Below are 12,107 nucleotides of genomic sequence, written 5' to 3' on the forward strand. Positions count from 1 at the left end.
ATTGAAAATAAATTAATGAGGGGGCTTGGGTATAGAGTAACAAAACCAAAGTATTTGGGCATTAGCTTATCGATCAACTTGAGGAAAACTCAGCTGTGACAATATGCCGCAGGGCTTTTATGTCGTCATTAGGCTATAGTGACAATGATGCTATTGCTGGCCGCTGCTGTTATAAGTAGCGGCTTTTTTTTGTTTGCGTTAGGGTAAGCTAATACAGTTAAAAAATAAGGAAATATCATGACAACACTGATTATCTGCGCACTCATCGCAGTTCTTCTACCTTATTTAGCAAAAGCTCCCGTGGCTTTTGCGCAAAATAAGCTTCAAGGATATGACAATAAACACCCGAGAGATCAACAAAGTAAGTTGACAGGTTTTGGGGCGAGGGCGCTGGCTGCTCATCAAAATAGTTTCGAGTCATTAGTTGTTTTTGCTGTTGCTTTAGCGGTGGTGATTGCGACCAACAATATCTATCAAGCCACTGAAATGTTAGCTGTTGTGCATATAATTACTCGTGTCCTATATTGTATTTTTTACTATATAAACCAAGATATTTTGCGCTCGTTAGTTTGGCTGATTGGCTACGTGAGCTGTGTGGCGATGATTGCACTGTGTTTATAGTTCATACTGATTAAAACAGTAAAAACCACAAAGCAAGCGGCTTAAATAAGGCGCTTGCTTTAGGGTCTTAAGTTGATACAGCTTATTTCGAACTAACTTTAATTTTCTCTATTAAATCTTTTGCTTGATAGTTTTCGTCTAAGGCAAAATCGAGTTGCACTAAGGCGTTTTTAAAGCCCGATTCAGATGGCGCATATTGCCATTGTTTTAAGGCTCTTTTTGCTTCTCGATTGAAAACAGCTTCAGGCTCCGCACTAACCACACTGACATTGCTGGTGGCGCCACTTGGTAAAATATCGTATTTCAGAACGACTGAACCGCTAATGCCTTGCTCTGCAGCTTGTATTGGGTAGATTGGTTCCACACGCATAACCGCTTGGTAATCTTTTGTTTTTTCAACTGACATCGGCTGCTTTGCAATTGCAAAGCTGCTAAGCATGCCCATTGTAAAAATAACTAACGCTGTTTTTGCGATAAATGAACTGTTGTCGATCTGCTTTATTTGATTTAGACGTTGTAACATGGTGTTTTTATCTCCGTATTGTGAATAAGCCATTAAGCCTGCTCTGCTAAAGCTGGCACAGTGCACTAATGCCTTACTGTATAAAATTCGTTGTTCTGTCGATTTATTTTTGAGCACTTGCTCATCACATGAAAGCTCTTGAATACGACGTAGGCTTGCATAGCCAAGCCAAGCGACAGGGTTAAACCACAGCAAAATAGTGGCACTTAAGGCGAGGGCATTAACTAGGTTGTCTTTGCGTTTAATGTGCACTGATTCATGCTCTAAAATAAGCGCTAAAGCATGGCTATCGTAGTGACTTTGGAAGTTTGTTGGCAGCACTAGCTTGGTGTTTATAACTCCTACAACCATCGGTGAGCTCACTTGTTTGCTTTGGTATAAGCGCATATTTTGGCTACTGTGCTGATCAAGCGCAATTGGTGCTAATTGCAGTTTTGTTAAGAAGCGGTAATGAAAATACACGGCAGTGATCAGCAGTGCAGCACTAATAAAACCATAAATAGCAAACCACGTTAGCGTAAATTGCGGCATTACTTCTGTATTTGGCGTGATAGTCAGCTTACTGATAAAGTCGTTTTGAATTGGCTTTAAGTGATCGGGTAAGTTCGCTAACAATAAACTAATAGGTAATAGTGCCCACAGTGTATAAACCAAGCGTGCCGATAGCTGACTTAGTAGTTTTCGCTCTAGCAGCAATAAAAACAAAATTGCAGATGAGATCAAAAGCTGTTGATCTAACAGCCAATTAAAAAATGCATCTAACATAACAACGCCTTACTTTTGCTGTTTTTCCCAATCATCAATGACCTTTTTTAGCTCATCAATATCATGTTGCGAGAGTTGCTCTGATTTAGCAAAACCACTTACTAATGGCGCAATGCGGCCGTTAAAAAAGCGTTCAATAAAGCTTTGGCTTTCTTTTAATGTGTATTCTTCACGGGCAATGCAGGGAGTGTAGTTATATTGGCGACCTTGCTTTTCGAAGCTTAGCGCGCCTTTTTTAACTAAACGACTTAGCAGCGTTTTTATGGTTTTTTCGTGCCATTCTTTATCGTCACTTAAACGCGCAATTACTTCACTTGCCGTGGCAGGGTAGTTAATCCACACAGCATCTAATACTTCGAATTCAGCTTTAGAAAGTTCAATCATTTTTATGCCTACAGATGTAATCTTCAATTTAAGATTACACGCGTAATCAATTAATGCAAACTTTTTTGTTAGATAATGTCACTTTTTTTGATACTAACTATCTGTCCTTCGGGCAAATTCAGCGTGGTGAGTGACAGCTTTGCGATATCTGTGCGGTACAAGTCGATGACTTTGTAGCCACAAAAACGTGCCATTTTTCGTATTTGACGGTTTAAGCCTTGTTTTAAGACGATGCAAAACTGCTTTTCGGTGACTTGAGTCACCTCACAAGGGAGCGTTAGTTGTTTATCTACGGGCACACCGCCCGCCATTTTTTTACAGAAGTCGCTATCAAGTGGCTTATCTACCGTGACTAAATAGCGTTTGGGTTGGTGGTAATCAGGGTGGATCAGTTGATTACAAAACTCGCCGTCATTGGTCAAAATCAATAAACCTCGGGAGTCTTTGTCGAGCCGGCCAATTGGGTAAACGCGAGTGGTTTTAGGCAGGCTATGAATAAGGCTTGTTGGGTCGTCAGCATTTAATTTGCAATCTATACCAACGGGTTTGTGATACGCAAAGTAGGTGAGTGGCATTTTTGCTGAAATTTTTTCGCCAAGTACCATCACATCATCGTGCTCATCGACGTGATCTATGTGATTTGCAGCACGGCCATTTACTGTTACCTCACCTTGATCTATCAAGCGTGATGCTTGCTTTCGAGAGCAAATACCCGCATGAGCAATAAATTTAGCAAGGCGTACTTTTTCTGGCATGAGTGATTTTTGTACAGTTAATTTGATCATAGTATATCAAACCCGCGTATAAGAAGTACTACATATAAAAGGGGTTCGACATGGCAATTAAGTTATCTGAACTTGCAGCGCACCAACCACTGCAAAAGGTTATCCTTCACTCGTTGGAAATGGCACTCTACCAAGTGTCTGTGGTGATCAATAACGTTGAATATTATGTCACTGATGAACATGGTGAGTTTATACGTGATCTCAGCCCATTACATATTCAAAAGAGGCTCGACCATCTAAGCTACGGTGAAATGGTGCTACGTCATACTAGTGCTTACGATGAAATGTGTGGGCAGCCAGAGAAGCTCGCCAGCAATATGCTTGAGGTTCCTTATGGCAAGAATCATCTATACTGATTGATTTTAAAGCGTATACTGAGTCATAACATTTTATGGGTATGCTATGTATCAATTAAAAAGTGATGATTCAGTAGAGTTAAGTGACCAGCTAAGAACGCATATTGTTACGTATAATAAGCAGCATTTTAATGCACAACGTATTCCGTTAGGCTTTAAGTTTGTCGATAAAAAGCAGGTAGTGGTTGCAGGTATTAGTGGCCAAGTATTTGGCAATTGGTTATTAATAAGTTGGCTATGGTGCGATGACTCTGTTAGAGGCAGGGGCCTTGCTTCGCGACTGTTGAATGAGCTTGAAAGCAAAGCGACTGCGCTTGGCGCAAAGATGGCTCAACTTGATACACTTGACTTCCAAGCAAAGCCTTTTTACGAAAAAAATGGTTACCAAGTGAAGTACCAAATGGCAAATTACCCACTTGATGGTTTCCGCTACTTTATGGAAAAAAGTCTATCGCTCAAATTTGGCCGTTAGAACATTTTCTTCTGTGAAAGTTATGCCCAAGAAAGGTGTGGCCTCTGGTGCGAGCATAAATGTTCGAATATTCATGTGATCATGTGCATCAGGGTGTTTCAGTACATCATCACGATAAAAAGCACCAAAACAATCTAACGTGTTTTGCTTACTCAATTGGTTAAGTTTGGCAAAGGCAAAGATCTTACATGAGCCATTATTTTCATTTGCTGAGCTAATAAGCCCATGGTTATTAAATCCACTGGGAGTGAAATGGTAGTTTTGCTCGATAACGGCCATTGTATCAGTGAATTCAATCAATGTCGGTGTATCTGCCAGTTTTGCTAAAAATGCATTGAGTGTCATGCTTTATCCTTAATTGTTATTTTTTATCAACTCTAACTCATCCTGTTGTTGATTGATATTAAACTTATAATTTCCGAGAAAGTTCATACCTAGCAATCCCACGCCTGAGTGATTGTCCATCACTAATACATCAAAATTACCTATATACTGCTGACCAATTTGAAAAGAGCGTACCCTATAACGTTTAGCTTTGACGGTGCCATTTGCAGTATTCACTTGTAGCGTACCGACAAAAATGGCTGGCTCTGCGAGGTTATCTAGTTGCGCGTGGTTTATCACGGTGAAGCTGGCCCCCGTATCTATCATTAATTTAACGTGCAGAGTGTCATTAATAACACTATTAACCAAGTAGTGCGCGCCATGGGGGATGAGTTCAATAATATCCACACCAGTTAACGCTTGCTGTACTTTATGATGTAACTCATTCGCTTGGCTTGTAAAAGCGTGATTTTCAGGTAGTTGCTCAAGGGCTACTTGACTTGCAACATAGTCACCTAACTGATAATAAGCCATTGCGTAAGTATATAAGTAGTGTGGGTTGTGTGGTGCATAGTCTAGCCACTGTAAGCTGTGCTCTAGTAGTTGTTGCCATTGTTGTGCTTGAGTGAGGGCAGTGATCTGCAAGGTGACTAACTCTTCAATCTGTTTAGCTAAAGAACCTTGTTGATTGCTATCCAGTCGGTTTGCTAATGCCATTAAGCTCACGATCCCTTGCTGAAGATGACCTTGATTGATAAGTCGTTTAGCATCAAGTTTTAGCATTGTAATATCATAGGGGTGACGCTTTAAAAATGCACTTAGAAATAGCTCGCTTACATCTTCATCGTGACCTGAGAGCCAAGCTTCAACCTCTTGTTGCCAAGCTTGTTTTAATTGCTTGGCTTGGTGAGGATCGCTTGCAAGAAGTTGTGTATAAAACTCAATTGCTTTATCAAATTGTTGATTATCAAAAAATACAATAGCTTGTTCAAACTCACTGGGCAAAACAGTGGTTTTTTCTAGCGAGATAGAAGTGGCTTGCTCTGGCGTTACTTCAGAGGCGTATTGAGAGTTTATTCGCCATATAAAATAAGTATTTAAACAAAGAGAACACACCAATATTAATTTGAGTAGAGTATCCATCTATTTTGCCTGTACAAAGACTTCCCTTAATGTGGTTACTTTATCAGCATAAAACACATTAAAAAATAGTTAGCTTTTAACTAAGTGACGAAGGGCTAGAATGTTACTTATTTCGATATCTGCTAGACCCTTGTATTTGTACTGTGTTTCTTGATTATTCAACCAAACACTTTGACAGCCTGCGTTATTAGCCCCTTGTACATCCGTGTCTAAGCTATCACCAATATGCAAAATTTCACTGTGAGGGATGTTTAGCTTTGCAGCCGCAGTATCAAATAAGGCGCTGTGTGGTTTTGCTTTACCGTGCGGGCCTGCTTGTAGAACTAACTCAAACATGCCATTAAGGTTAAACTTTTCTACCTCGACATTACCATTGGTGATGGCAATTAAACGGTATTGTTTATTTAGACTAGCAAGTAACTCAAGTACATCATTCGCAACGGTTATTTGGCTGCGGGCATCGGCAAAAGCTTGATAGGCCCCATGTGCATGCTGCTGAGCGGTTTCTTTATCAAACCCTAAGTCTGTCATGGCATATAATAATGCTGCTTGTCGCCAGCGCGTCACGTCATCGATTAAAGTCGCATCTTGCTTTAAGGCATTATCGCGGCATTTTAACCAGTAGCTCATGCTATCGACAGGCCATTGTTCTAGCGTTTCAAGATAATCAGCTTGTGCTTGCAAAGCTGATTTGATGATTGGATGGTTGTTATAGAGTGTGTCATCTAAATCAAAACTTAACACAGAAACTGGCGATAAGGCACGATTAAATCGGATCATAATTACAACGGATTACTCAGGTGTTGAGCGCTTTTTAGCGCGTGGATGGGTATTGTCATACACTTTGGCTAAATGCTGAAAATCAAGGTGTGTATAAACTTGTGTTGCTGATAAACTGCTATGGCCTAATAACTCTTGCACAGCACGTAAATCACCGGATGATTCTAGAATATGCGAGGCAAATGAGTGGCGTAACTTATGTGGATGCACTTGCGAGCTTATGCCTTGTTTAATGCCCCATTCTTGCATACGCAGGCGAACTTGGCGTACTGAAATACGTTTTTTTTGGCTACTTACAAAGACTGCGGTTTCATCTGGGTGTGCAAATTGTGGGCGAATTTTTAGCCACGCTTTTAAAGCGTTGAGGGCTTTACTTCCAACAGGGAGTAAGCGCTCTTTGTTACCCTTACCACGTACTAACATTTCGCCTTCTGTAGGGTTAATATCTTGTATGTTAGCGCCAACTAACTCGCTAATGCGCAGACCGGAGGAGTACATTAATTCCATCATTGCTTTGTCGCGAATAGCCAATGGGTCATCATCGGGGAGTTCTAATAGCTTTGCCATTTGATCAACGTCTAAATTTTTGGGTAATGGCTTAGAAAATTTAGGTCCTTTAATAGCTTCGGCAGGATTGTGGTAATGTGTTTGGTTTGCAATGTTTTTGGCTTTTAAAAATTTATATAAGCTACGAATACAGCTCAGTTTTAAACTAATCGTGCGGCCGCTTAATTGTTTACTTCGCAATTGCATACTGTAACGACGAATATGCTCACCTTGTACATTAAACCAGCTTTCACAAAGCTTACTAAAGTACAAAGCAGCAAAGCTTAGTTGGCTGGTGTATTGGCTTATCGTGTGCGCTGAATATTGTTTTTCATAGCGCAAGTAGTCTGCAAAAAGTTGGATAGGCGTGCGCCAAGCATCACTTAACTCGTCTGTGTTTGGCGCAATTTCCTCACTCATGCAAGTTCCAGTAAGCGTAGCTGTAATGAGCGCACAAAATCGAGTACGAAGAAGCTATCTTTAGCAGGTTCGAAGTGATTCACATCATCGCTGCCAAACGCCAAGATGGCCACTGGATGTTTAGTATTACCAATTAAATATAATGCGGTAGATTGCGTTGAATCAGAAAACAGTAAGTCGCGCTCTTGTTGATTTACACGGCCTAAATAAGTGCCCGTATCTTGTAAGCGGTGCGCGATTAAATCATCAAACTTTTTATCATACTTAACAAGGTGGCACTCATTTATTGAGGGGTTGGTACAAATTATATTGCGTAGGTTACTTGCCAGTGTTGTAAAGTCGTAATTGGTCCAAAGCTGACGATGGCATTCACTAAATAAGCGATAAATTAGCTCATTTTCTTTTGCTTGCTCAATTAACGTCGCAATTTTGTTTTTCAGTAAGGTGTTGTGTTCTCGCAGTTGGCGTTGCTGAATATGCACTAACGACGTTGCTGCCTCTGTTTGTTGGTGCAGTTCAAGCCCTGCAAGTACATCAGGGTTGTTAACTAGAAAATCAGGGTGCGCCTTTAAGTATTCTGCAATTTGTTGTTCTGTTTGTTTGCTCATAATGCTACTTGCCCATCAAAAACATGCTCCGCAGGACCGGTCATTCTTACGGGGTGGCCTTCCCCTTGCCAGCGTATTTGCAGGCTACCGCCTGGTAAATCGACCTGTACTGTGTTTGCTAGCTTGCTTTGGGCTTGACCAATCACAACCGCTGCACATGCGCCCGTTCCACAAGCAAGGGTTTCACTAACACCGCGTTCCCACACCCTTAGTTTAATATGATCTTGCGAAATTACCTGCATAAAGCCCACATTGGCTCGTTGTGGAAAACGTTCATGGTTTTCAAGCAGTGGCCCTAAAGTGTCAACATCAGCTGTTTGAATATCATCGACTTCTAATACGCAGTGTGGGTTACCCATTGAGACTGCGCCGCTAAAGATGGTGTGTTCTTCAGTGCGAAGAATATAGGTGAGCTCTCGTTTACTGGCTTTAAGTGGAATTTTACTTGGTTCAAAAGTCGGGTGACCCATATTGACCGTTACTTGGCCGTCTTTCTCAATATATAAAGTTAAATTTCCCGATTTGGTTGATACGGTGATCTTGTGCTTGTTTGTTAAGCCTTTCATGCGTACAAATCGAGCAAAGCAGCGGGCACCATTACCACATTGTTCGACTTCGTTACCATCAGCATTAAAAATACGATAGTGAAAGTCGAGATCAGGAGAATAGGGGGCTTCGACCATGAGTAATTGATCAAAACCTATGCCGAAGTGGCGATCTGCCAGCTTTTTAATTTGATCTCGTGATAAGAAAACATTTTGAGTAATGTTATCAATAACAACAAAGTCATTACCTAGGCCGTGCATTTTTGAGAAATTAACTAACATAACGCTCTAATTCGGGTTTGCTCTGAGCTAATCATGCCACAGAGCAGGGTGGTTATAAAAACGTTTATGGTAAAATTTTCTCACCTTGCCAAAGGCTTTCAAGAGTTTCACGTTGACGGATTAAATAACTTTGTTCTTCATCAACCATTATCTCTGCAACACGAGGGCGTGAGTTATAGTTTGAACTCATCGTAAAGCCATAAGCCCCCGCACTGCGCTGTGCAAGTAAATCGCCCGCTTGAAGAGCAAGTTGACGATCCTTACCTAAAAAGTCACCGGTTTCACACACAGGACCCACAATATCGTAGTTGTGGCTTTTAGTATCGTCTTCGCGCGGGATAACAGGAACAATACTTTGCCAGGCTTGGTAAAGTGACGGGCGAAGCATATCGTTCATGCCGGCATCGACAATAGCAAAGTATTTGTCTTGGTTTTGTTTAATGAACTCAACTTTAGTTACTAAAATCCCAGCATTGGCTGCAATAGCGCGGCCAGGCTCGAAAATAAGCTCTAAATCCTGATAATCAGCTAATCGAGCCGTGATTTTGTCAACATACTCGCTTGGGTGAGGAGGTGTTTCGCCGTTATAGGGCACGCCAAGACCACCGCCAATATCAAGGTGAGTTAGTTCAATGCCAACGGCTTTTAGTTGTTCAATTAAAGTAAGTACTTTTTCAAGCGCTGCTAAGAAGGGGTTGATTTCTGTTAACTGTGAACCAATGTGGCAATCAACACCTGTTATTTTTAGGCTTGGTAAAGATGCAGCATGCTGATAAACAGCAACAGCGGTTTGAATATCAATACCAAATTTATTCTCTTTTAAACCGGTAGAGATATACGGATGGGTTTTTGCGTCGATATCAGGGTTTACACGAATCGAAATAGGTGCAATACGCTTTAGCGAAGTGGCGACTTCTGAGATACGCTCAAGTTCCGCCACTGATTCAACATTAAAGCATTTAATCCCCAATTCAAGTGCATAGGCGATTTCATCAGTTGTTTTGGCCACCCCAGAAAAGACCACTTTAGATGCATCGCCACCGGCTTGAATTACTCGCGCAAGTTCCCCTTTCGAAACAATATCGAAACCAGAACCAAGGCGCGCTAGGATGTTGAGTACAGCAATATTTGAATTCGCTTTTACGGCATAGCATACCAAACTTTTATGCGATTTTGCGGCTTCGGCAAAGGCCAGGTAGTGACGTTCAAAGGTTTTTCGTGAGTAGATATAACAAGGTGTACCATATTGTTCGGCAAGCTCTTTGACAGCGATGTCTTCAGCGAACAGCTGGCTATCTTTGTAATTAAAAAAGTCCATCAATTAGTCCTGTTTTTGTTCTGGTTGTTCGGATGGAGCAGCCTCAGGCTGAGAGTCTGTTGACTGCGGCGTATCATCTGGTAGGTAAAGAGCACCACTTTGTCCGCAGCCGGCTAAGGTGAGCAGAAGGGCAAAGGGTAAAATGGTCTTTAATTTTTGGCTATGAGTCTCTTTCATTAGATTAATACGGTTGCTGGCTTTATAATCGCAGAGTAACAGAATATTTAAAAAATGCAGCTATTCGCGGATGAATTTATTCCTGTTACACTTGATGTACATAATCTGCCCCCAGATCTAGGCTTATAAGCCAGTTAAAGGACATAAAAATGACTGATCATGAATACCACACATTAGCCGATGCATTAATGCTAACGATTGAAGAGCAAATCGATGACTGTGATGCTGATTTAGACTACGAGTCTGCATCAGGTATTTTAGAAATCATCTTTGCAGATCGCAGTAAAATTGTGATCAATAAACAAGCACCACTGCATCAGGTGTGGGTTGCGACTAAATTTAATGGTCATCACTTTGAATTACGTGACGATAAGTGGATTGATAACCGTTCAGGTGCTGAATTTTGGCAATTTATGTGTGATGCTGCGACTCGTCAAGCGGGCCAACCTATTGAATGGCGTTCTGAGCTATGAGTTTAGAGTGCGTAGAGTACCCTGCTCAAGGGGAGCATAAAGCAAGTGTTATTTGGCTGCATGGTCTGGGCGATTCAGGTGATGGGTTCGCTCCTGTTGCCCCACAGTTAGCTTTACCAAAAGAGCTGGGAGTGCGCTTTGTATTTCCCCATGCGCCAGTACAACCGGTCACCATTAATGGTGGAATGGCAATGCGCTCTTGGTACGACATAAAGTCGATGGATTTAGATAAGCGTGCTGACGAGCAAGGTGTCAGAGACTCCGCAGCAAAAGTCGCCGAGCTTATTGAAGTAGAAATAGCGAAAGGTATTCCTGCCAATAAGATTGTCCTTGCTGGGTTTTCACAAGGTGGTGTTGTATCACTGCATTTAGCACCACGTTTAGAGCAAAAACTAGCGGGTGTTATGGCGCTATCAACTTATATGTGCGTACCTGATAAGCTCGCTGATGAGGCGAAGCAAAATAGTTTAAATATATTTATGGCGCATGGTCGTCTTGATGATGTCGTACCGCATAGTGCGGGCAGGCAAGCGTTTGATGTATTATCTGCAAATAACATGGAAGTAAGCTGGCAAGACTATCCGATGGCGCATCAGGTGTGTGGTGAAGAACTGATGGCAATCAGAGAGTGGTTAATTGCTCGCTTGAGCTAACATAGCTTGTAAAGAGGCCAATATGACAAAAAAACTGGTAATAAAAGCAAATATGGGAAGTGCCGAATCAGTCAATACTGCACCTTCTTCAGTAACGTATCAATGGCATTGGCGGCGTATTGTGCTAGTTGGCAGTGTGTTATTTATTGCGCTTGCTATTGTGGCGTATAGCTTTTTAGGTGCAGTAAATGCAGAGCAATCAGAACAGCAAGCTCAGCAAGAAGCATCATTGGCCACTGAAACAGATTTAAGTCGCGAGCTTGACGAGCTGCCGCGCTTGGCGCATAACACGGAGCAGGCCAAAGGCCCTGCAACAATGAGTTTGCAAGATGAACCTACCTCGTCAATTAATACTCAAGTGCAAACCGATTTGCAGCAACAAAGCGACTCACCGCAAGTGCTAGCAGAAGTTATTGAGCCAGATCAAAACGACGAAGTATTAGCAAGCGTTGATGAAACGCCTCCTGAAATTAGTGAGCCAAAAGACGAAGCGCAGCCCGAAGCTGTTCAAAATAAACAGCAGTTTGCTCACACAGCCCATATCGCGAGTGTGGCAATTGGCGCTAAAATAGATACGGATAAAGTGAGTCGAGCGGTATTAACGACAGATGTTGTTGATCGAGAACCAGTCAATGTTCTAAAAAGCGATGTAAAATTGCTTGATATTAGCCAAAGCCTTAGCTTTTTCAGTGAGCTTAAGAATATGCAGGGGCAAACTGTACGTCATGTATGGTATTACCAAGATCAGCAACTGGCTTCAATTGAGTTAGCGATAAGCAGTCCGCGTTTTCGCACTTACTCGACTAAAAATATTATGCTTGAACAAGTAGGTGATTGGCGTGTTGTAGTTGTTGATACCGATGGCAACTTACTTGCACAAAAAGAATTTAGAATTTTAGCTGATTAGCGTCAGCTTAGTAAATAATTGGATT

The 12,107-nt window shown here is 41.6% G+C and carries 17 protein-coding genes; 6 read left to right on the forward strand and 11 right to left on the reverse strand.

The window, feature by feature from the left end; genetic code table 11:
- The first annotated feature begins 237 nt into the window (after nucleotides 1-237).
- Nucleotides 238-621 carry an MAPEG family protein gene (locus L0Z67_RS00630; protein ID WP_062569468.1) on the forward strand — a complete coding sequence of 128 codons (384 nt, stop codon included), beginning with the start codon at nucleotides 238-240 and terminating at the stop codon, nucleotides 619-621.
- A gap of 82 nt (nucleotides 622-703) precedes the next feature.
- On the opposite strand, the gene L0Z67_RS00635 is transcribed toward L0Z67_RS00630, so the two are convergent.
- From L0Z67_RS00635 to L0Z67_RS00645, 3 genes are all read right to left on the reverse strand, one after another.
- Entirely contained in the window at nucleotides 704-1,909 is a 1,206-nt protein-coding gene (locus L0Z67_RS00635) for a TonB family protein (protein WP_193988114.1), read from the reverse strand.
- A gap of 9 nt (nucleotides 1,910-1,918) precedes the next feature.
- Nucleotides 1,919-2,293: a BlaI/MecI/CopY family transcriptional regulator gene (locus L0Z67_RS00640; protein WP_130150308.1), complete on the reverse strand. Its 375-nt coding sequence runs from the start codon at nucleotides 2,291-2,293 to the stop codon at nucleotides 1,919-1,921.
- Between the two features lie 68 nt (nucleotides 2,294-2,361).
- On the reverse strand, nucleotides 2,362-3,048 hold the full coding sequence (locus L0Z67_RS00645; RefSeq protein WP_193989013.1) for a pseudouridine synthase: 687 nt from the start codon (nucleotides 3,046-3,048) through the stop codon (nucleotides 2,362-2,364).
- An 80-nt stretch (nucleotides 3,049-3,128) separates the two neighbouring features.
- On the opposite strand from L0Z67_RS00645, the gene L0Z67_RS00650 reads away from it, so the two are divergent.
- A complete protein-coding gene (locus L0Z67_RS00650; protein WP_062569471.1) occupies nucleotides 3,129-3,434 on the forward strand; it encodes a DUF6482 family protein in 306 nt (101 codons plus the stop codon).
- Nucleotides 3,435-3,480: 46 nt separating this feature from the next.
- Nucleotides 3,481-3,906: a GNAT family N-acetyltransferase gene (locus tag L0Z67_RS00655; RefSeq protein WP_237128307.1), complete on the forward strand. Its 426-nt coding sequence runs from the start codon at nucleotides 3,481-3,483 to the stop codon at nucleotides 3,904-3,906.
- Here L0Z67_RS00655 and L0Z67_RS00660 read toward each other — a convergent pair.
- From L0Z67_RS00660 to L0Z67_RS00695, 8 genes are all read right to left on the reverse strand, one after another.
- A complete protein-coding gene (locus L0Z67_RS00660; RefSeq protein WP_062569473.1) occupies nucleotides 3,883-4,251 on the reverse strand; it encodes a HopJ type III effector protein in 369 nt (122 codons plus the stop codon). The two genes, L0Z67_RS00655 and L0Z67_RS00660, sit on opposite strands and share 24 nt — an antisense overlap.
- A gap of 9 nt (nucleotides 4,252-4,260) precedes the next feature.
- Nucleotides 4,261-5,373 (reverse strand): retroviral-like aspartic protease family protein, encoded by a 1,113-nt coding sequence (locus tag L0Z67_RS00665; RefSeq protein WP_405128352.1) that lies wholly within the window; start codon nucleotides 5,371-5,373, stop codon nucleotides 4,261-4,263.
- A 69-nt stretch (nucleotides 5,374-5,442) separates the two neighbouring features.
- Nucleotides 5,443-6,153 (reverse strand): HAD-IA family hydrolase, encoded by a 711-nt coding sequence (locus L0Z67_RS00670; protein WP_237114676.1) that lies wholly within the window; start codon nucleotides 6,151-6,153, stop codon nucleotides 5,443-5,445.
- A gap of 12 nt (nucleotides 6,154-6,165) precedes the next feature.
- Entirely contained in the window at nucleotides 6,166-7,119 is a 954-nt protein-coding gene (locus tag L0Z67_RS00675) for a tyrosine recombinase XerC (protein ID WP_237114677.1), read from the reverse strand.
- Nucleotides 7,116-7,727, reverse strand: a complete 612-nt coding sequence (locus tag L0Z67_RS00680) for a DUF484 family protein (RefSeq protein WP_062569477.1) — start codon at nucleotides 7,725-7,727, stop codon at nucleotides 7,116-7,118. The genes L0Z67_RS00675 and L0Z67_RS00680 overlap by 4 nt, the downstream gene beginning before the upstream one ends.
- Nucleotides 7,724-8,554, reverse strand: coding sequence for a diaminopimelate epimerase (dapF, locus tag L0Z67_RS00685; RefSeq protein WP_130150323.1), 831 nt, complete (start codon nucleotides 8,552-8,554; stop codon nucleotides 7,724-7,726). Before dapF ends, L0Z67_RS00680 begins: the two co-directional genes overlap by 4 nt.
- A gap of 64 nt (nucleotides 8,555-8,618) precedes the next feature.
- Nucleotides 8,619-9,872: a diaminopimelate decarboxylase gene (gene lysA / locus L0Z67_RS00690; protein ID WP_193988119.1), complete on the reverse strand. Its 1,254-nt coding sequence runs from the start codon at nucleotides 9,870-9,872 to the stop codon at nucleotides 8,619-8,621.
- Between the two features lie 3 nt (nucleotides 9,873-9,875).
- Complete coding sequence (locus L0Z67_RS00695) at nucleotides 9,876-10,049, reverse strand: lipoprotein (protein WP_157066204.1); 174 nt, start codon at nucleotides 10,047-10,049, stop codon at nucleotides 9,876-9,878.
- A gap of 149 nt (nucleotides 10,050-10,198) precedes the next feature.
- Between L0Z67_RS00695 and cyaY the strand changes: the two genes are divergently transcribed.
- From cyaY to L0Z67_RS00710, 3 genes are read left to right on the forward strand one after another with little or no spacing between them, the layout of a single operon-like run.
- Entirely contained in the window at nucleotides 10,199-10,522 is a 324-nt protein-coding gene (gene cyaY, locus L0Z67_RS00700; RefSeq protein ID WP_062569480.1) for an iron donor protein CyaY, read from the forward strand.
- Entirely contained in the window at nucleotides 10,519-11,175 is a 657-nt protein-coding gene (locus L0Z67_RS00705; RefSeq protein WP_062569481.1) for an alpha/beta hydrolase, read from the forward strand. The genes cyaY and L0Z67_RS00705 overlap by 4 nt, the downstream gene beginning before the upstream one ends.
- Before the next feature lie 22 nt (nucleotides 11,176-11,197).
- Nucleotides 11,198-12,082: a DUF2914 domain-containing protein gene (locus tag L0Z67_RS00710; RefSeq protein WP_405128353.1), complete on the forward strand. Its 885-nt coding sequence runs from the start codon at nucleotides 11,198-11,200 to the stop codon at nucleotides 12,080-12,082.
- The last annotated feature ends 25 nt before the right edge of the window (nucleotides 12,083-12,107 follow it).

The sequence above is a fragment of the Pseudoalteromonas sp. PB2-1 genome, from assembly GCF_045040605.1.
In the GTDB taxonomy this organism is placed as follows: domain Bacteria; phylum Pseudomonadota; class Gammaproteobacteria; order Enterobacterales; family Alteromonadaceae; genus Pseudoalteromonas; species Pseudoalteromonas arabiensis.